Source organism: Mesorhizobium sp. NPDC059054 (genome assembly GCF_042739215.1).
In the GTDB taxonomy this organism is placed as follows: Bacteria; Pseudomonadota; Alphaproteobacteria; order Rhizobiales; family Rhizobiaceae; genus Mesorhizobium.
In genome coordinates, this window is record NZ_JBHYHV010000001.1 from 1,112,172 (window position 1) to 1,130,121 (window position 17,950).

Here is a 17,950-nt window from a genome sequence, read left to right on the forward strand (position 1 = left end):
ATTGATCACAAGCTCGGTTTCATTGCGAGATGGCCATGAGATACGTTGCCATGAGATACATTGCGTTCGCCGTCGCTCTCTCACCTGCGGCGACTGCCCAGGCCGTGGCTGGCGACTGGAAGCCATACGGAAACGCCCGCTACAACTACTGGATCGATGTTCCGGGAGATTTCTCGGCCATCGAGGAATCCGCAAATGGCGATGGCGGCACCGCGCAATCGCCCGACGGAAACGCCAAACTTGCCGTTTGGGGCAGCTATCCAAGCGAGGGCCGTTTTGCGAAGAAGTGAAATGGCGCATTGGCCAGGAAGAGGCTGAAGGTTGGTCGGTTGCCTACCAGCGACGCAAGTCCAACTGGGCGGTATGGTCGGGTTCGAAGGGTGATCGTGTCTACTACGAACGCGCGATCCCGGTCTGCAACGACGCGGTCGCATACTTCCGCCTCGAATATGACAAGGCACGAGCGAAAGCATTCGATCCTGTTATCGGCCGCCTGGTGAAATCGTTGCGCGGCGGAGACTGCTAACCCATCGCGCGTCTGATGCCTTTCGACAGCCGGGCGAGAAATTTCGGTCGGGACGCGGCGACCAGCTTCCAGGATAGGACCGTCCTTGCCTGTTGTCTCGGCAGCAGGCCGACTGCCATGAACCACGCTGCCTGGGCGGCGCGCCGGCGCAGCGAATACTGCATGTCGAAGCTGGCGGTGGCGCCTGCCGTGGCCAGGCCAAGGCGTGAATCTCCAGGCATCGGATGCAGGGCTTCGTCGAAGCAGAGCGAGGCCAGTCGTTCCTCGAGATGAAACGGATCGCGCAACGCGGGATTGCCCTTGAGTTTGAGACCGACAGCCTTCGTCTCGGCTGAAAGTGCGTTCAGCCGGTGAAGGTCATGCTCGACGCGCCAGCGCGCGCGCTTGGCGAGTTTGCCTCCGAATACCGAGTGGTTGGAGCCATGAATACGATAGGCTCCAAGCGGGCTTTCGAGCGCCTGCACGTCTCCGCGAAGCGGCGCGAGTGTGGCGAGGTAGCCGTCCGCTCCCTGGCGAAATTCCTCTTCCGGTATCGGCATGATCGGCTCCAGCGCCGAGCGGGAAAAGGCAAGTCCACTGGTGACGGTTGTCTGATAGCGGCCACGATGGAGGAGTTTCGCGGTTACGTCGCCGGTGTCGAAAGGCCATTCAGGTGGCGGAAAGACGTCCTTCACCTGCTCCTGCTCATCGACCAGATGCAGCCTGAACTGCAACTGAGCGGTCGACGCTCGCCATGCTTCGACGACCTTGGAGACGGCATCGGGGTAAAGATAATCGTCGGCATCGAGGAAGAAGACGATGCTGCCGTTGCTGATGGCGAAACCGGTGTTGAAGGCCGCGGCGTGCCCGCCATTGCTTGTTTTCAGATGCGGGCGGATCCTGTCTCCATAAGACTTGATGATCGCAGGTGAATGATCGGTCGAAGCGTCGTCCACGACGATTGCCTCGACATGCGGATAATCCTGCTGCAGCACGCTGCCGATACTGCGATCGAGAAAGCGCGAATAGTTGTAGTTGGAGATGACGATCGATACTGGGTCCGGCAACGATACCTCGTTCCGCCCGCCCGACTTCGGTTGTCGTTGCGGGGAACCGTTCCTCCGCCGCTGCCTGGCGATCAGATGTCCCCACAACGGGCCTGTCTGACGCAGGGTGACCTTAAAGGTCCAGTCAGCGATTCCGCAACCTCTGCAATATGATCATTCCATGATCATTTGGTGACGCAGCCATTTGGAGCGGCTTCGCAAGAAACGGAATGCGGCAGGTTTGCGCGAGGCCTAATCTCTGGCGAGATCGTATCGCTCCAGCCATCTGAAGGCGGGAACGCTCCAACGCAAGGAGGCCGCTATGAATGCCAATATCCGCATCCGCCAACGGGCCAGTCAAGTCGCCGATGAGCGGGTGGTCAGCTATGATTGGAAGGCACTCGGTGCCGATCTGGATACTTATGGCTGCGCTGTGCTGGAGAACCTGATCTCACCTGAGGAGTGCAAGGCCACCGCCGATCTCTATCCTCATGAAGAGCACTTCCGCAGTCACATTGTCATGGCGCGCCATGGTTTTGGCAAAGGCGAGTACCGCTATTTCAAATATCCGCTGCCGGGCCTGATCGGCGGGTTGCGCACCGCGCTTTATCCTCACCTGGCTACTGTCGCCAACGCTTGGAACGGGCGTATGGGTATCGATCAACGCTATCCGGCGGCCCATCAAGATTATCTCCATCTCTGTCACGACGCCGGTCAGAAGCGGCCGACACCGCTGCTGCTGCAATATAAGACAGGCGATTTCAACTGCCTGCACCAGGACCTCTATGGTGATCTCACTTTTCCGATCCAGGTTGCCGTGCTGCTTTCCGAACCTGGCCGCGACTTCATCGGCGGTGAGTTCGTGCTGACCGAGCAGCGTCCGCGCATGCAAAGCCGTGCGGAAGTCGTGCCGTTGCGCCAGGGTGATGCCGTCGCTTTCGCTGTTCACAATCGACCGGTGCAAGGCACCAAGGGTAACTATCGCGTCAACCTGCGTCATGGCGTGAGCAGGATCCGCTCAGGACACCGCCATACGGTGGGCATCATCTTTCACGACGCCCGGTGAAAATCTGCGCTCTTTTCTGTGATGTTCCCGTTGCTCCTGACAGGAAACGAAGCGTGAAACGGCTAAGCTCCGCGAAGATGGCGGTCGGCATCGGCGGTTGAAAATGCAGAGGGCTTCTATGACGCGGAAGGGCACGGAGCAGATCGGTTTGATCTCCGGAACGGTTGCGACGCCGATCGGACCGCTCGTCGTGATCGAGGACGAGGCTGACGCACTGTTCATGGTCGAGTTTGCCGACTGCGACGACCGCATGGATCGCTGGCTGAGCCATCGTTTGGCGTCGGGCCGCTATCAACTGAGGGCGGGGACTGTCTCGACCAAGTCGCGGCAAGCTTTCGCGACATACTTCGATGGTGAGGTTGGTTTTCTCCGCACCTTGCCGGTCAGGCTGGACGGTACATCGTTCCAGAACGAGATGTGGACGACCCTGCGCGAGATCGCACCCGGCGAAACGCTTGCCTATGGCGCTTTCGCTGAAAGGCTCGGCCGGCCGAATGCGGCTCGCGCGGTCGGCCATGCCAACGGCTCCAATCCGCTTTCGATCGTCGTGCCCTGTCATCGCCTGGTCGGCGCCAACGGTGCGCTCACCAACTATGGCGGTGGGTTGGAACGCAAGCGCTGGCTGCTCGATCATGAGGCACGCTACGCCGGTCGGTGAGGTCGGCTGGATATCGCCAAACTCGTGGCAACACGGCCGTCGTTCGGGCAGCCAGTGCTGGTCAGGTGCGTCAGTTTGACATCCCTTGTCGCTGCTCCATACTCAACCAGGGGATGAAGGGTGGGTCCAAAGTTTGATCCGTGACCGGAGCGCCGGCCGGCTCATGCGCGAAACGTGGATGCCGTGTCCTGTTCGACCGATGGTCGCGGCACGGCAACGAGGAGGGACCTATGACCGATGCAACCTTGAATCCAGGCCACAAAGACGCGGCGGAGCCCAGTCTCCATCGCGTCATGGGCCCATGGCTGCTGCTGCTGTTCATTGTCGGTGATATTCTAGGCACCGGCATCTACGCCTTGACCGGGCAGGTCGCCAAGCAGGTCGGTGGCGTGGTGTGGCTGCCATTCCTGGTCGCCTTTGTCGTCGCCGTCATCACCGCTTTCAGCTATCTGGAACTGGTCACGAAATACCCTCGCGCAGCAGGTGCGGCGCTCTACACCCACAAGGCCTTCGGCATCCATTTCGTCACATTCATCGTGGCCTTCGCGGTGATGTGTTCGGGTATCACTTCGGCCTCGACTGCTTCGCGCGCTTTCGCGGTCAATTTCTCCTCCGCCTTTGGCCTCGGATTGGAAAGCGGCACCGGAGTCATTCTGCTTGGCCTCGCTTTCATGGCGATCGTCGCGGCGGTGAATTTCCGCGGTGTCGGCGAGAGCGTGAAACTCAACGTGGTTCTGACCTGCGTCGAACTGACCGGCCTGCTCATTGTCATCGCCATTGGTCTCTGGGCGATCGGCATGGGGCAGGGCGATGTCTCGCGAGTCACCGAGTTCCACACTCCGGAGGGTGTCAGCTCATTCTGGCCGGTGATTGCCGCCACCACGCTTGCCTTCTTCGCCATGGTTGGTTTCGAGGATTCGGTGAACATGGCCGAGGAGACCAAGGAGCCGACCAAGATCTTCCCGAAGATACTGCTTGCCGGCCTGCTCATCACCGGCGTGATCTATGTGCTGGTCTCGGTTTCGTCGGTCACGCTCGTCGATCCGGCCGAACTCGGCGAGGGCGAAGCGCCGCTGCTCAAAGTGGTGTCGACCGGCGCGCCAGGTTTCCCGATTTGGATCTTCGCCTTCATCACCATGTTTGCCGTGGCGAATTCCGCGCTCATCAACATGCTGATGGCGAGTCGCCTGGTTTACGGCATGAGCCGTGAGCACGTGCTGCCGCCGGTGCTCGGCAAGGTTCATGCGAGCCGCAAGACGCCTTACATCGCCATCATCTTCACGACGTTGCTGGCCTTTGGCCTCATCACATTCGTCGGTTCGGTGCCGCAGCTTGGCGGAACCACGGCTCTGCTGCTGCTTTGCGTGTTTACCGTCGTCAATATCGCTGTGCTGGTGTTGCGCAAGGACAAGGTCGATCACGCCCATTTCACTGCGCCGACCATCCTGCCGGTGATTGGTGCGATTGCCTGCGGTTTTCTGACGGGCCCATGGACTGGCCGCAATCCAGATCAGTACAAGATCGCCGGCGTGCTTCTGGCGATCGGCGTGGTGCTGTGGGTGGTCACCGTTTTCATCAATCGCGCCACCGGCGTGAAGCCGGAAGCGCCGACGGTGGGCGAGGGCGGTATGCCTGGCCCCGTCAACTAAGGGATCAGCATGGGCAGATGAAAAAACCGGCAGGCGGAAACGCCTGCCGGTTTTTTTGTTTGTGCTGCGTGCCTTCTGTCTGTCAGTCGAAGAAAGCCTCGACCACGTTGCGCCTGCCAAGCATGAAGGCGTCCGCCACATGCTGCAGGGGCGCGAGATCGACATCAGATTTCTGACCGCGCACCAGTTCGGCGAAGCGGCGGTAGAGCATCGGATATTCCATGTCCGGGCCTTCCTGCAGGATTTTGCCATCGACAACAAGCTTGGCGCCGCCGCTGGATAGGACCATCGAACCCTTGTCGGTCTCGGCCAGGATGTCCCAGCTCTGCGGTCCGGTCTGGCGCCAGTCGAAATCGGCGGCGACCGGGATGCCGTTATCGGTGCGGAAGGTTACCTGTGCCGCGATCGGCGCACCACGGTTTTCCGGAAAGTCGAGCGTCGCCTGAGTGATGAACATCGGCGGCAGGATATGGGTGGCGATCGATAAGGCGTTGATACCGGGGTCGAACACGCCGAAGCCGCCGGGTTGCCAGATCCAGTCCTGGTTCGGATGCCAGCGACGGACGTCCTCCTTCCAGTTGATGGCGGCCGCCTTGATCTGCGTCGAAGCGAGGAGGGCTCGCGCTGCCTCCACGGCCGGCGCATAGCGCGAATGCCAGGAAGCAAACAGCGTCACGCCTTTTTCAGCCGCAAGCGTCTTCAACTGCTCGACTTCGCTTACTGTCGCGCCCGGCGGTTTTTCCATGAAGACATGCTTGCCGGCAAGGATTGCCGCACGCGCCGCGTCGTGACGAAACTGCGGTGGCATGCACAGCGACACCGCTTCCATCTCGGGTGCGGATTCCAGGAGTGTTTCAATGTCGTGGAAGTTCGGGATGCCGTCCACCGTTCCGTGCCGACTCGCCGCCGCGACAAGCTGGAAGTCCTCGTCTCCGGCAAGTGCCGGTAGATGCTGGTCACGGGCGATCTTGCCGACGCCGACGACGGCGATGCGAATGGGTTGCGGCATGAAGAGCGCTTTCTCCCTGATAATGATGGTACTTCGGATCCCGCCGCGAGCGAACGGTTGCGATCCGGTTGCTCTGTTGACGGCTAGATCGGCTCGTCGAAAGTGACGATCGAGACTTCGCCCTCGAGTGCGCCCTGGTAGGCCGAAAGATGCGGCTCCTCGTCAGGTTCTTCCTGCATCTCGCCGATCTGGTCGAGCTCAGCCTCGGCATAACCTTCGGCCGCGAGTGATTCCAGGGCACGGCGCACGGCGGAATCATCATCGGGCGCCATCAGCATGACGTGGACACCTTCCGGCTTGCCGCCCTTCTTCTTCCAGATTCGGCCGGTGATGATCATGACCGGCCGCGGTTCGTCATTGTCGTTCAGGGGATCCTGCAAAGACTGATTCCTTCGTATATACCTGTCCAAAGGGACGTTTCGCTCCTTTTTGCACGAAGCTTGGCCGGGTGACAGTCGCAACCCGGTCACTTTCTTCCCTGCATGCGCAAAAAGACGCAACAATATTACATGCATTGCGCGCATGGCAGCCAAGCCTCGGCACTAGCGGAATTTCTGGGGTTGCGGGGTTGACGGTTTGCGATGTTGCGAGTAGAAGCCGCGACGTCTGAACCGATGTGAGGTCAGCTTTTCCGGGGCGTCGCGCCTTGGAGTTTGCCTCAAACAGGGTTCGTTTTACGAGCGAATGACATTTCCGTCACGCATGAAGCGGCAACGCTTCCTCTGCTTTTTGTTCGGGCAAGACCGCAAACGCGCGGTTTCGGCCCGAATTTGCGTATGGAAAGCCGCTTGAAACGGCCCTAACGGGTTTGCGACACGAGATTGAGACACAGAAGGAAGGTTTAATGCCTACCGTAAACCAGCTGATCCGCAAGCCGCGCCAGGTGCCGGCAACGCGAAACAAGGTCCCGGCCATGCAGCAGAACCCGCAGAAGCGGGGCGTCTGCACGCGCGTTTACACCACCACGCCGAAGAAGCCGAACTCGGCTCTGCGCAAGGTGGCCAAGATCCGTCTGACCAATGGTTTCGAGGTGATCGGCTACATCCCGGGTGAAGGCCATAACCTTCAAGAGCACTCGGTCGTCATGATCCGTGGCGGTCGCGTGAAAGACCTTCCGGGTGTGCGCTATCACGTCATTCGCGGCGTGCTCGACACCCAGGGCGTCAAGAACCGCAAGCAGCGCCGTTCGAAGTACGGCGCGAAGCGTCCGAAGTAAGGTTTTCCGGCTTCGGCGCTTTTTTATTTGTGCGCCAAGCCTGCGAGATTGAGAGACAAGAGCCATGTCCCGTCGCCACAGTGCAGATAAGCGTGAGATCAATCCGGATCCGAAGTTCGGCGATCTTGTGATCACCAAGTTCATGAATGCCGTCATGTATGATGGCAAGAAGTCGATTGCGGAGACGATCGTCTACGGCGCGCTCGACCAGGTGCAGTCCAAGACCAAGCAGGAGCCGGTCGCCGTCTTCCATCAGGCGCTCGACAACGTCGCTCCGCACGTCGAAGTGCGCTCGCGTCGCGTCGGTGGTGCCACCTATCAGGTCCCGGTCGATGTTCGTCCGGAGCGCCGCCAGGCTCTCGCCATTCGCTGGCTGATCACCGCTGCGCGCAACCGCAACGAGACCACGATGGTCGACCGCCTCTCCGGCGAATTGATGGACGCGGCCAACAACCGCGGCACCGCCGTGAAGAAGCGTGAAGACACCCACAAGATGGCGGAAGCCAACCGCGCTTTCGCGCACTACCGCTGGTAAGCGCGAACGAGACTTGAGAGGCACCTCCCATGGCCCGCGAATATAAAATCGAAGACTACCGCAATTTCGGTATCATGGCGCACATCGACGCCGGCAAGACGACGACGACCGAGCGCGTCCTGTATTACACGGGCAAGTCGCACAAGATCGGCGAAGTCCACGACGGCGCTGCAACCATGGATTGGATGGAGCAGGAGCAGGAGCGCGGTATCACCATCACGTCCGCTGCGACCACGACCTTCTGGCAGGGCCGTGACGGCAAGATGCGCCGCTTCAACATCATCGATACCCCTGGCCACGTCGACTTCACCATCGAAGTCGAGCGTTCGCTGCGCGTGCTCGACGGCGCCATCGCGCTGCTCGACGCCAATGCCGGTGTCGAGCCGCAGACCGAGACTGTCTGGCGCCAGGCCGACAAGTATCGCGTTCCGCGCATGATCTTCTGTAACAAGATGGACAAGATCGGCGCTGATTTTTACCGCTCGGTCGAGATGATTGGTTCGCGCCTTGGTGCGCAGGCCGTCGTCATGCAGCTGCCGATCGGCGCCGAGAGTGAATTCAAGGGCGTCGTCGACCTGGTCGAGATGAATGCGCTGGTCTGGCGCGATGAATCGCTCGGTGCCGCCTGGGATGTCGTTGAGATCCCGGCCGACCTGAAGGAAAAGGCCGAAGAATATCGCGAGAAGCTCATCGAAGCCGCCGTCGAGATGGACGACGACGCGATGAACAACTATCTTGAAGGCAATCTTCCCGACAACGACACCATCCGCAAGCTGATCCGCAAGGGCACCATTGCGGTCAAGTTCTACCCGATGTTCTGTGGCTCTGCCTTCAAGAACAAGGGTGTGCAGCCGTTGCTCGACGCCGTTGTCGAATACCTGCCGTCGCCGATCGACGTTCCGGCCATCAAGGGCGTCGATGCCAAGACCGATGCCGAGATCGAGCGTCACGCGGACGACAACGAGCCGCTGTCCATGCTCGCCTTCAAGATCATGAACGACCCGTTCGTCGGTTCGCTCACTTTCGCACGCATTTATTCGGGCAAGCTCACCAAGGGTGCGTCGCTCGACAACACCGTGAAGGGCAAGAAGGAGCGCATCGGCCGCATGCTGCAGATGCATGCGAATTCGCGCGCTGATATCGATGAGGCCTATGCCGGCGACATCGTCGCTCTGGCCGGTCTCAAGGAAACGACCACCGGCGACACGCTGTGCGATCCGCTGCACCCGGTCATCCTGGAGCGCATGGAATTCCCGGATCCGGTCATCCAGATCGCCATCGAGCCGAAGACCAAGGGTGACCAGGAAAAGATGGGCCTCGCGCTGCATCGTCTGGCGGCTGAAGATCCGTCCTTCCGCGTCAAGACCGACGAGGAATCGGGTCAGACCATCATCGCCGGCATGGGCGAGCTTCACCTCGACATCATCGTTGACCGCATGCGTCGCGAGTTCAAGGTCGAGGCGAATGTCGGCGCCCCGCAGGTGGCCTATCGTGAGACGATCACCCGTACCCACGAACAGGACTACACCCACAAGAAGCAGACCGGCGGTACCGGCCAGTTCGCCCGCGTCAAGCTGGTGTTCGAGCCGAATCCGGAAGGCGAGGACTACGTGTTCGAGTCCAAGATCGTCGGCGGTTCGGTTCCGAAGGAATACATCCCGGGTGTCGAGAAGGGCATCGGTTCGGTCATGTCGTCCGGTCCGTTCGCAGGCTTCCCGATGATCGGCGTCAAGGCGACGCTCATCGACGGCGCCTTCCACGACGTCGACTCCTCGGTCCTGGCCTTCGAAATCGCTTCGCGCGCTGCTTTCAGGGAAGCTGCTCCGAAGCTCGGCGTCCAGCTGCTTGAGCCGATCATGAAGGTCGAGGTCGTTACGCCGGAGGATTATGTCGGCAACGTCATCGGCGATCTGAACAGCCGCCGCGGCCAGATCCAGGGTCAGGAAACCCGTGGCGTGGCCGTCGTCGTCAACGCGATGGTGCCGCTGGCCAACATGTTCAAGTACGTCGACTCGCTGCGTTCGATGTCGCAGGGCCGCGCCCAGTACACGATGCAGTTCGACCACTATGAGCCGGTTCCGACCGCGGTCGCTCAGGAAGTTCAGAAGAAATACGCGTAATTCCGAGGAATTGCGTCCGTAACTAGGATCAACGCCCTCACGGGCAGGCAGGAAATGGAGACCTCACATGGCAAAAGGTAAATTCGAGCGTACGAAGCCTCATGTGAACATTGGCACGATTGGTCACGTTGACCACGGCAAGACGTCGCTGACGGCGGCGATCACGAAGTATTTCGGCGAATTCAAGGCCTACGACCAGATTGACGCAGCGCCTGAAGAGAAGGCGCGCGGCATCACGATTTCGACGGCGCACGTCGAGTATGAGACGCCGACCCGTCACTATGCGCACGTCGACTGCCCCGGCCACGCCGACTATGTGAAGAACATGATCACCGGTGCTGCCCAGATGGACGGCGCGATCCTGGTTGTTTCGGCTGCCGACGGCCCGATGCCGCAGACGCGCGAGCACATCCTTCTGGCGCGCCAGGTCGGCGTTCCTGCGATCGTTGTGTTCCTGAACAAGGTCGACCAGGTCGACGACGCCGAGCTTCTGGAGCTGGTGGAGCTGGAAGTTCGCGAGCTTCTGTCGAAGTACGAGTTCCCGGGCGACGACATTCCGATCGTCAAGGGTTCGGCGCTGGCGGCTCTCGAAGACTCCAACAAGGAGATTGGCGAGAACGCGGTTCGCAAGCTGATGGAAGAGGTTGACGCCTACATCCCGACGCCGGAGCGTCCGATCGACAAGCCGTTCCTGATGCCGATCGAAGACGTGTTCTCGATCTCGGGCCGCGGCACGGTCGTGACGGGGCGCGTCGAGCGCGGCATCGTCAAGGTCGGCGAGGAACTGGAAATCGTCGGCATCCGTCCGACGGCCAAGACGACTTGCACGGGCGTTGAGATGTTCCGCAAGCTGCTCGACCAGGGCCAGGCCGGCGACAACATCGGCGCGCTGCTGCGCGGCGTTGACCGTGAGGGCGTTGAGCGCGGCCAGGTTCTGGCCAAGCCGGGTTCGGTGAAGCCGCACAAGAAGTTCAAGGCGGAAGCCTACATCCTGACGAAGGAAGAGGGTGGCCGTCATACGCCGTTCTTCACGAACTACCGTCCGCAGTTCTACTTCCGCACGACGGACGTGACGGGCATCGTTTCGCTGCCGGCCGGCACCGAGATGGTGATGCCAGGCGACAACATCACCGTTGACGTCGAGCTGATCGTGCCGATCGCCATGGAAGAGAAGCTGCGCTTCGCTATCCGCGAAGGCGGCCGCACCGTCGGCGCCGGCATCGTCGCTTCCATCGTCGAGTAAGAAGAACAAGAGATCTGTCGCGGGCGGGAATACGCCCGCGCCGCGCCAGAACAAGGAATAGACGCATGAACGGACAGAATATCCGCATCCGACTTAAAGCGTTCGATCACCGCGTGCTCGATGCTTCGACGCGTGAAATCGTTTCGACGGCCAAGCGCACCGGCGCTAACGTCCGCGGCCCGATTCCGCTGCCGACCCGCATCGAGAAGTTCACGGTCAACCGTTCGCCGCACGTCGACAAGAAGAGCCGCGAACAGTTCGAGATGCGCACCCACAAGCGCCTGCTCGACATCGTGGACCCGACCCCGCAGACGGTTGATGCGCTGATGAAGCTCGATCTGGCCGCCGGCGTGGATGTCGAAATCAAGCTCTAAGAGCTGAACCATGAGCCGGCGGGGCAACCCGGCCCGCTCCTCTGAAGGAAGATGAACCGATGCGTTCAGGTGTAATTGCACAGAAGGTGGGAATGACCCGCATCTACAATGATGCCGGTGAGCATGTCCCCGTTACCGTTCTCCGCATGGAGAGCTGCCAGGTCGTCGCGCAGCGCACGCAGGAAAAGAATGGCTACACCGCCGTTCAGCTCGGCGTCGGGCTTGCCAAGGTCAAGAACACGTCGAAGGCCATGCGCGGTCATTTCGCCGCCGCCTCCGTGGAGCCCAAGGCCAAGGTTGCCGAGTTCCGCGTTTCGCCGGACAACCTGCTGGACGTCGGCGCAGAGCTGACCGTCGACCACTTCGTCGCCGGCCAGAAGGTCGACGTTACCGGCACTTCGACCGGTAAGGGTTTCCAGGGTGTCATCAAGCGCCACAACTTCGGTGGTGGTCGTGCGACCCACGGTAACTCGCTGTCGCACCGCGTGCACGGCTCGACCGGTCAGCGCCAGGACCCCGGCAAGGTGTTCAAGGGCAAGAAGATGGCCGGCCACATGGGTGCCACCCGCGTGACCACGCAGAACGTCGAGGTCGTTTCGACCGACGCCGATCGCGGCCTTATCCTCATTCGTGGCGCGGTTCCGGGCACCAAGGGCGCCTGGATCCTGGTTCGTGACGCCGCCAAGGTGGCGCTGCCTGCCAACGCGCCGAAGCCGGCCGCGATCCGCGCCGCCGCCAACAATCAGGCTCCGGCCACCGAGGGAGCGGAATAATGGACCTCAAGATCACCACTCTCGCCGGTAAGGACGCCGGCAAGGTGAAGCTCTCGGAAGAGATCTTCGGCCTTGAGCCGCGCGAGGATATCCTCGCTCGCGTCGTCCGCTGGCAGCTCGCCAAGAAGCAGCAGGGCACGCACCAGACCAAAGGTCGCGCCGACATCGCGCGCACCGGTGCGAAGATGTACAAGCAGAAGGGTACCGGCCGTGCCCGTCACTCTTCGGCACGTGCTCCGCAGTTCCGTGGCGGTGGTAAGGCCCATGGCCCGGTTGCCCGCAGCCATGAGCACGACCTGCCCAAGAAGGTCCGCGCGCTCGGTATCAAGCACGCGCTCTCGGCCAAGGCGAAGAGCTCGTCGCTCATCGTTGTCGACGATCTGAAGCTGGCCGAGGCCAAGACCAAGGCTCTGGTTGAGAACTTCGCGTCGCTCGGTCTGACCAACGCGCTGTTCATCGGCGGTGCGGAACTCGACCAGGGTTTCAAGCGGGCTGCTTCGAACATCCCGAACATCGACGTGCTGCCCATCCAGGGCATCAACGTCTACGACATTATGCGCCGCGGCACGCTGGTCCTTTCCAAGGCCGCCGTCGAGGCTCTCGAGGAGCGCTTCAAATGACCGACCTTCGTCATTACGACGTGATCGTCTCGCCGGCGATCACCGAAAAGTCGACCATGGCGTCCGAGCAGAACCAGGTGGTCTTCAACGTCGCCAAGAAGGCGTCGAAGCCGGAGATCAAGGCAGCAGTCGAGGCGCTGTTCGGCGTCAAGGTGACGGCTGTGAACACTCTGGTCCGCAAGGGCAAGGTGAAGCGCTTCCGCGGCACGATTGGCCGCCAGGGCGACGTCAAGCGAGCAGTGGTGACGCTGGCCGATGGCCAGTCGATCGACGTCGCGACGGGTCTCTGAGCTAGGCCGCGAGGACAACGACAATGGCACTGAAGAAATACAACCCGATAACGCCGAGCACCCGCCAGCTGGTCATCGTTGACCGCTCGGGCCTCCACAAGGGCAAGCCAGTCAAGGGCCTGACCGAGGGCCTGACCAAGTCGGGCGGCCGCAACAACTACGGTCGCATCACTGCCCGCTTCATCGGCGGTGGTCACAAGCGCACGTACCGCATCATCGACTTCAAGCGTCGCAAGTTCGACGTGGTCGGCACGGTCGAGCGCCTGGAATACGACCCGAACCGCACCGCCTTCATCGCCCTCATCAAGTATGAGGATGGCGAGCTGAACTACATCATCGCGCCGCAGCGCCTGCAGGCCGGTGACAAGGTTGTGGCTGGTGAATCGGTCGACGTGAAGCCTGGCAATGCGATGCCGCTCTCGGCCATGCCGGTGGGCACCATCGTGCACAACATCGAGCTGAAGCCCGGCAAGGGCGGCCAGGTTGCCCGTTCCGCTGGTGCATATGCCCAGCTCGTCGGTCGCGACCAGGGTATGGCGATCCTGCGCCTTAATTCGGGTGAGCAGCGCATCGTACACGGCTCTTGCTTTGCTACCGTCGGCGCCGTGTCGAACCCTGATCACGGCAACATCAACGACGGCAAGGCCGGTCGTTCGGTGTGGCGCGGCAAGCGTCCGCATAACCGCGGCGTTGCCATGAACCCGGTCGACCATCCGCATGGCGGTGGTGAAGGCCGTACCTCTGGTGGCCGTCATCCGGTCACCCCGTGGGGTAAGCCTACCAAGGGTAAGAAGACGCGGTCCAACAAGGCGACCGATAAGTTCATTGTGCGCTCGCGCCATCAGCGCAAGAGCTAAGAAGAGGTAACGCCAAGTGACTCGTTCGATTTGGAAAGGCCCCTTCGTCGACGGCTACCTTCTGAAGAAGGCAGACAAGGTTCGTGAAGGTGGTCGTAGTGAGGTGATCAAGATGTGGAGCCGCCGCTCCACCATCCTGCCGCAGTTTGTCGGCCTCACCTTCGGTGTCTACAACGGCCAGAAGCACGTCCCGGTCTCCGTGAACGAGGACATGGTCGGCCACAAGTTCGGTGAATTCGCTCCGACCCGGACCTATTACGGTCACGGCGCGGATAAGAAAGCGAAGAGGAAGTAAATCATGGGCAAGGCCAAAGCTCCGCGCAGGCTTGCTGATAACGAGGCTCGTGCCGTCCTGCGCACGATCCGTATCAGCCCGCAGAAGCTGAACCTGGTTGCTGCGTTGATCCGCGGCAAGAAGGTTGCGACTGCGCTCAACGATCTGGAATTCTCGCGCAAGCGGATTTCGGAGACCGTGAAGAAGACGCTGGAATCGGCGATCGCCAACGCGGAAAACAACCACGACCTCGATGTCGATGCGCTGATCGTGGCCGAGGCCTATGTCGGCAAGTCGATCGTCATGAAGCGTTTCCACGCTCGTGGTCGCGGTCGCGCCAGCCGTATCGAAAAGCCGTTTTCGCACCTCACGATCGTCGTGCGTGAGGTTGAAGAGAAAGGGGAGGCTGCATAATGGGCCAGAAAATCAATCCGATCGGTCTCCGTCTCGGCATCAACCGCACCTGGGATTCGCGCTGGTACGCGAACACCGGCGAGTACGGCAAGCTGCTGCACGAAGACCTGAAGATCCGCGAGTATCTTGAGAAGGAACTCAAGCAGGCCGCGATCTCCAAGATCGTCATCGAGCGTCCGCACAAGAAGTGCCGCGTGACCATTCACGCCGCTCGTCCAGGTCTGATCATCGGCAAGAAGGGCGCCGACATCGAAAAGCTGCGCAAGAAGCTGACCGAGATGACGCAGTCCGAGACGCATCTCAACATCGTTGAAGTGCGCAAGCCGGAGATCGACGCGACGCTGATCGCCCAGTCGATCGCCCAGCAGCTCGAGCGCCGCATTGCATTCCGTCGCGCCATGAAGCGCGCGGTGCAGTCGGCCATGCGTCTCGGTGCCGAGGGCATCCGCATCAACTGCGGTGGTCGTCTTGGCGGCGCCGAAATCGCCCGTATGGAATGGTATCGTGAAGGCCGCGTGCCGCTGCATACACTGCGCGCCGATGTCGACTACGGCACCGCTGAAGCTCAGACGGCTTATGGCATCTGCGGCGTCAAGGTATGGGTGTTCAAGGGCGAGATCCTGGAGCATGACCCGATGGCTTCGGAACGTCGTGCCACCGAAGGCGACCATTCGCAGGGCGGTGAGCGCTCCGAGCGCGGTCGTCGTCGCGAAAACGCCTGATAGGCAAGGGAATTTGGAGTTAGAACGATGCTGCAGCCAAAGCGCACAAAGTTCCGTAAGCAGTTCAAGGGCCGCATCCACGGCACCGCGAAGGGCGGCACCAATCTGGATTTCGGCGGCTTCGGACTGAAGGCGCTGGAGCCGAACCGCGTCACCGCGCGTGAGATCGAGGCGGCTCGCCGCGCGATCACCCGCGAGATGAAGCGCGCCGGCCGGGTCTGGATCCGTGTGTTCCCGGACGTTCCGGTGACCTCGAAGCCGACCGAAGTGCGCATGGGTAAAGGTAAGGGCGCGGTCGACTACTGGGCTTGCCGCGTCAAGCCGGGCCGCGTCATGTTCGAGATCGACGGTGTGTCGGAAGAGATCGCCCGCGAGGCTCTGCGCCTCGGTGCCGCCAAGCTCTCGGTTCGCACGCGCTTCGTGCAGCGCATTGCAGAATAAGAAAGGGCTAAGCGATGAAGGCCTCTGATGTACGTATGAAGACCGTCGACGAGCTCGACGCTGATCTTGCCGATCTGAAGAAGGAGCAGTTCAACCTGCGCTTTCAGAAGGCCACCGGCCAGCTCGAAAAGACCGCGCGCGTGAAGCAGGTCCGCAAGGACATCGCGCGCATCAAGACCATCGCTGCTGAAAAAGCAGCGGCCAAGAAGGCATAAGGACGAGAATCATGCCAAAGCGCATCCTGCAGGGCACCGTCGTCAGCGACAAGAACGAGAAGACGGTCGTCGTCAAGGTCGAGCGTCGCTTCACCCATCCGGTGATGAAGAAGACCGTGCGCATGTCGAAGAAGTACAAGGCGCATGACGAGAACAACACCCACAAGGTGGGCGACCAGGTGTCTATCCAGGAGTCGGCTCCGATCTCCAAGGATAAGCGCTGGGTCGTGATCGGTTCCGATCAGGCGTAACGAAACGAATTTTGGACAGACCGGGGAGGGGCTTTTAAGCCCGTCCCGATAGCGAAGAAGAAGGCGGCCAGTCATGATTCAGATGCAAACAAACCTCGACGTCGCGGACAACTCCGGCGCCCGTCGTGTCATGTGCATCAAGGTGCTGGGCGGTTCGAAGCGGAAGTATGCATCCGTTGGCGACATCATCGTGGTGTCGATCAAGGAAGCCATTCCGCGCGGCCGCGTGAAGAAGGGTGATGTGATGAAGGCGGTCGTGGTTCGCACGGCCAAGGACATCCGTCGTCCGGACGGCAGCGTGATCCGTTTCGACAAGAACGCAGCCGTTCTCGTCGATAACAAGAAAGAGCCGGTGGGCACCCGTATCTTCGGGCCGGTTCCGCGCGAACTTCGCGCGAAGAACCACATGAAGATCATCTCGCTCGCACCTGAAGTGCTGTAAGGAGCCGGAGAAATGCAAAAGATCCGTAAAGGCGACAAGGTCGTCGTGCTTTCCGGCAAGGATAAGGGCCGCTCCGGCGAAGTTCTGTCCGTTCAGCCGAAGGAAGACACCGCCATTGTTCGCGGTATCAACATCGTGGTCCGCCACCAGCGCCAGACCCAGGCCCAGCAGGGCGGTCTGATCCGCAAGGAAGCGCCGATCCATCTTTCGAACATCGCCGTTGCCGATCCCAAGGACGGCAAGCCGACCCGCGTCGGCTTCAAGCTCGAGAAGGACGGCAAGAAGGTACGAGTCGCCAAGCGCTCGGGAGAAGTCATCAATGGCTAAGGCAGCACAAACCGCGCAGAACACGCCGCGCCTGAAGCAGGTCTACAACGAGACCATCAAGAAGGCGCTGCTGGAGCAGTTCAAGTACGACAACGAGATGCAGATCCCGCGTCTCGACAAGATCGTGCTGAACATGGGTGTCGGCGAAGCTACCGCTGATTCCAAGAAGCCTTCCGTGGCTGCCGAGGACCTGGCGCTGATTGCCGGCCAGAAGCCGGTCGTCACCCGCGCCCGCAAGTCGATCGCCGGCTTCAAGGTTCGTGAGAACATGCCGATCGGCACCAAGGTGACGCTTCGCAAGGAGCGCATGTATGAATTCCTGGACCGCCTGGTCAACATCGCGCTGCCGCGCGTTCGCGACTTCCGCGGCCTGAATCCGAAGAGCTTCGATGGCCGCGGCAACTACGCCATGGGCATCAAGGAGCACATCGTGTTCCCGGAGATCAACTACGACAAGGTCGATCAGATCTGGGGCATGGACATCATCGTTTGTACGACTGCGAAGACGGACGACGAAGCCAGGGCGCTGCTCAAGGCTTTCAACTTCCCCTTCCGCCAGTAACGGCAGCGAGCAAAGGAAAAATCTGAAATGGCAAAGACCAGCTCAGTCGAGAAGAACAACCGGCGCCGCAAGCTTGTGGACCAGTACGCTGCCAAGCGTAAGGCCCTCAAGGAAATCGTCATGGATCAGTCCAAGCCGATGGACGAGCGCTTCCGCGCCCAGCTGAAGCTCTCGGCCCTGCCGCGCAACTCGGCCAAGATCCGTATCCGTAACCGCTGCGAAGTCACGGGCCGTCCGCGCGCCTTCTATCGCAAGCTCAAGGTCTCGCGTATCGCGCTTCGCGATCTTGGCAACAACGGCCAGATCCCTGGCCTGGTCAAGTCGAGCTGGTAAGGAGGACA

The 17,950-nt window shown here is 60.9% G+C and carries 27 protein-coding genes; 24 read left to right on the forward strand and 3 right to left on the reverse strand.

The features are described 5' to 3' along the window. Nucleotides 1-50 precede the first annotated feature (50 nt). Both ACFWXH_RS05370 and ACFWXH_RS05375 read left to right on the forward strand, forming a co-directional pair. Nucleotides 51-290: a hypothetical protein gene (locus ACFWXH_RS05370; protein WP_379118159.1), complete on the forward strand. Its 240-nt coding sequence runs from the start codon at nucleotides 51-53 to the stop codon at nucleotides 288-290. Then, the gene (locus ACFWXH_RS05375) at nucleotides 287-526 is read left to right on the forward strand and encodes a hypothetical protein (RefSeq protein WP_379118161.1); all 240 of its coding nucleotides are present in this window, start codon (nucleotides 287-289) and stop codon (nucleotides 524-526) included. Before ACFWXH_RS05370 ends, ACFWXH_RS05375 begins: the two co-directional genes overlap by 4 nt. Here ACFWXH_RS05375 and ACFWXH_RS05380 read toward each other — a convergent pair. After that, nucleotides 523-1,572 (reverse strand): glycosyltransferase family 2 protein, encoded by a 1,050-nt coding sequence (locus ACFWXH_RS05380; RefSeq protein WP_379118163.1) that lies wholly within the window; start codon nucleotides 1,570-1,572, stop codon nucleotides 523-525. The two genes, ACFWXH_RS05375 and ACFWXH_RS05380, sit on opposite strands and share 4 nt — an antisense overlap. Nucleotides 1,573-1,873: 301 nt before the next feature. Between ACFWXH_RS05380 and ACFWXH_RS05385 the strand changes: the two genes are divergently transcribed. From ACFWXH_RS05385 to ACFWXH_RS05395, 3 genes are all read left to right on the forward strand, one after another. Then, complete coding sequence (locus ACFWXH_RS05385) at nucleotides 1,874-2,617, forward strand: 2OG-Fe(II) oxygenase (RefSeq protein WP_379118165.1); 744 nt, start codon at nucleotides 1,874-1,876, stop codon at nucleotides 2,615-2,617. Nucleotides 2,618-2,735: 118 nt separating this feature from the next. Then, a complete protein-coding gene (locus tag ACFWXH_RS05390) occupies nucleotides 2,736-3,275 on the forward strand; it encodes a methylated-DNA--[protein]-cysteine S-methyltransferase (protein ID WP_379118167.1) in 540 nt (179 codons plus the stop codon). A gap of 230 nt (nucleotides 3,276-3,505) precedes the next feature. Next, nucleotides 3,506-4,924, forward strand: a complete 1,419-nt coding sequence (locus tag ACFWXH_RS05395) for an APC family permease (RefSeq protein WP_379118169.1) — start codon at nucleotides 3,506-3,508, stop codon at nucleotides 4,922-4,924. An 82-nt stretch (nucleotides 4,925-5,006) separates the two neighbouring features. Here the strand turns inward: ACFWXH_RS05395 and ACFWXH_RS05400 are convergent, their stop codons facing one another. After that, a complete protein-coding gene (locus tag ACFWXH_RS05400) occupies nucleotides 5,007-5,933 on the reverse strand; it encodes a Gfo/Idh/MocA family protein (RefSeq protein ID WP_379118170.1) in 927 nt (308 codons plus the stop codon). An 83-nt stretch (nucleotides 5,934-6,016) separates the two neighbouring features. Then, nucleotides 6,017-6,301 (reverse strand): hypothetical protein, encoded by a 285-nt coding sequence (locus tag ACFWXH_RS05405; RefSeq protein ID WP_054310844.1) that lies wholly within the window; start codon nucleotides 6,299-6,301, stop codon nucleotides 6,017-6,019. Between the two features lie 476 nt (nucleotides 6,302-6,777). Between ACFWXH_RS05405 and rpsL the strand changes: the two genes are divergently transcribed. From rpsL to rpsN, 19 genes are all read left to right on the forward strand, one after another. Continuing rightward, nucleotides 6,778-7,149: a 30S ribosomal protein S12 gene (rpsL, locus tag ACFWXH_RS05410; protein ID WP_024927095.1), complete on the forward strand. Its 372-nt coding sequence runs from the start codon at nucleotides 6,778-6,780 to the stop codon at nucleotides 7,147-7,149. A 64-nt stretch (nucleotides 7,150-7,213) separates the two neighbouring features. Beyond that, nucleotides 7,214-7,684, forward strand: coding sequence for a 30S ribosomal protein S7 (gene rpsG, locus ACFWXH_RS05415; protein WP_054310841.1), 471 nt, complete (start codon nucleotides 7,214-7,216; stop codon nucleotides 7,682-7,684). Between the two features lie 29 nt (nucleotides 7,685-7,713). Further along, nucleotides 7,714-9,804: an elongation factor G gene (gene fusA, locus ACFWXH_RS05420; protein WP_054310842.1), complete on the forward strand. Its 2,091-nt coding sequence runs from the start codon at nucleotides 7,714-7,716 to the stop codon at nucleotides 9,802-9,804. A gap of 67 nt (nucleotides 9,805-9,871) precedes the next feature. Further along, nucleotides 9,872-11,047 carry an elongation factor Tu gene (gene tuf / locus ACFWXH_RS05425; RefSeq protein WP_054311475.1) on the forward strand — a complete coding sequence of 392 codons (1,176 nt, stop codon included), beginning with the start codon at nucleotides 9,872-9,874 and terminating at the stop codon, nucleotides 11,045-11,047. A gap of 65 nt (nucleotides 11,048-11,112) precedes the next feature. Further along, nucleotides 11,113-11,421, forward strand: coding sequence for a 30S ribosomal protein S10 (gene rpsJ, locus ACFWXH_RS05430; RefSeq protein WP_006205468.1), 309 nt, complete (start codon nucleotides 11,113-11,115; stop codon nucleotides 11,419-11,421). A gap of 59 nt (nucleotides 11,422-11,480) precedes the next feature. Continuing rightward, complete coding sequence (rplC, locus tag ACFWXH_RS05435) at nucleotides 11,481-12,194, forward strand: 50S ribosomal protein L3 (protein ID WP_379118173.1); 714 nt, start codon at nucleotides 11,481-11,483, stop codon at nucleotides 12,192-12,194. Next, nucleotides 12,194-12,814, forward strand: a complete 621-nt coding sequence (gene rplD, locus ACFWXH_RS05440) for a 50S ribosomal protein L4 (RefSeq protein ID WP_054311477.1) — start codon at nucleotides 12,194-12,196, stop codon at nucleotides 12,812-12,814. Before rplC ends, rplD begins: the two co-directional genes overlap by 1 nt. Then, nucleotides 12,811-13,104: a 50S ribosomal protein L23 gene (locus ACFWXH_RS05445; protein WP_054311478.1), complete on the forward strand. Its 294-nt coding sequence runs from the start codon at nucleotides 12,811-12,813 to the stop codon at nucleotides 13,102-13,104. Before rplD ends, ACFWXH_RS05445 begins: the two co-directional genes overlap by 4 nt. Before the next feature lie 23 nt (nucleotides 13,105-13,127). Next, nucleotides 13,128-13,961: a 50S ribosomal protein L2 gene (gene rplB, locus ACFWXH_RS05450; RefSeq protein WP_054311479.1), complete on the forward strand. Its 834-nt coding sequence runs from the start codon at nucleotides 13,128-13,130 to the stop codon at nucleotides 13,959-13,961. A gap of 16 nt (nucleotides 13,962-13,977) precedes the next feature. Beyond that, nucleotides 13,978-14,256, forward strand: a complete 279-nt coding sequence (gene rpsS / locus ACFWXH_RS05455) for a 30S ribosomal protein S19 (RefSeq protein WP_054311480.1) — start codon at nucleotides 13,978-13,980, stop codon at nucleotides 14,254-14,256. 3 nt (nucleotides 14,257-14,259) lie between these two features. Then, complete coding sequence (gene rplV / locus ACFWXH_RS05460; protein ID WP_054311481.1) at nucleotides 14,260-14,649, forward strand: 50S ribosomal protein L22; 390 nt, start codon at nucleotides 14,260-14,262, stop codon at nucleotides 14,647-14,649. Next, complete coding sequence (rpsC, locus tag ACFWXH_RS05465) at nucleotides 14,649-15,371, forward strand: 30S ribosomal protein S3 (RefSeq protein WP_054311482.1); 723 nt, start codon at nucleotides 14,649-14,651, stop codon at nucleotides 15,369-15,371. The genes rplV and rpsC overlap by 1 nt, the downstream gene beginning before the upstream one ends. A 27-nt stretch (nucleotides 15,372-15,398) precedes the next feature. Continuing rightward, nucleotides 15,399-15,812 carry a 50S ribosomal protein L16 gene (gene rplP, locus ACFWXH_RS05470; protein ID WP_054311483.1) on the forward strand — a complete coding sequence of 138 codons (414 nt, stop codon included), beginning with the start codon at nucleotides 15,399-15,401 and terminating at the stop codon, nucleotides 15,810-15,812. A 14-nt stretch (nucleotides 15,813-15,826) separates the two neighbouring features. After that, a complete protein-coding gene (gene rpmC, locus ACFWXH_RS05475) occupies nucleotides 15,827-16,027 on the forward strand; it encodes a 50S ribosomal protein L29 (protein WP_054311484.1) in 201 nt (66 codons plus the stop codon). Between the two features lie 11 nt (nucleotides 16,028-16,038). Then, the gene (gene rpsQ, locus ACFWXH_RS05480; protein WP_054311485.1) at nucleotides 16,039-16,278 is read left to right on the forward strand and encodes a 30S ribosomal protein S17; all 240 of its coding nucleotides are present in this window, start codon (nucleotides 16,039-16,041) and stop codon (nucleotides 16,276-16,278) included. A 73-nt stretch (nucleotides 16,279-16,351) separates the two neighbouring features. Then, the gene (gene rplN, locus ACFWXH_RS05485; RefSeq protein WP_024924768.1) at nucleotides 16,352-16,720 is read left to right on the forward strand and encodes a 50S ribosomal protein L14; all 369 of its coding nucleotides are present in this window, start codon (nucleotides 16,352-16,354) and stop codon (nucleotides 16,718-16,720) included. A gap of 12 nt (nucleotides 16,721-16,732) precedes the next feature. Further along, nucleotides 16,733-17,047, forward strand: a complete 315-nt coding sequence (gene rplX / locus ACFWXH_RS05490) for a 50S ribosomal protein L24 (protein ID WP_054311486.1) — start codon at nucleotides 16,733-16,735, stop codon at nucleotides 17,045-17,047. Beyond that, nucleotides 17,040-17,609, forward strand: coding sequence for a 50S ribosomal protein L5 (rplE, locus tag ACFWXH_RS05495; RefSeq protein ID WP_054311487.1), 570 nt, complete (start codon nucleotides 17,040-17,042; stop codon nucleotides 17,607-17,609). Before rplX ends, rplE begins: the two co-directional genes overlap by 8 nt. Nucleotides 17,610-17,636: 27 nt before the next feature. Then, complete coding sequence (gene rpsN / locus ACFWXH_RS05500; protein WP_054311488.1) at nucleotides 17,637-17,942, forward strand: 30S ribosomal protein S14; 306 nt, start codon at nucleotides 17,637-17,639, stop codon at nucleotides 17,940-17,942. Nucleotides 17,943-17,950 lie beyond the last annotated feature (8 nt).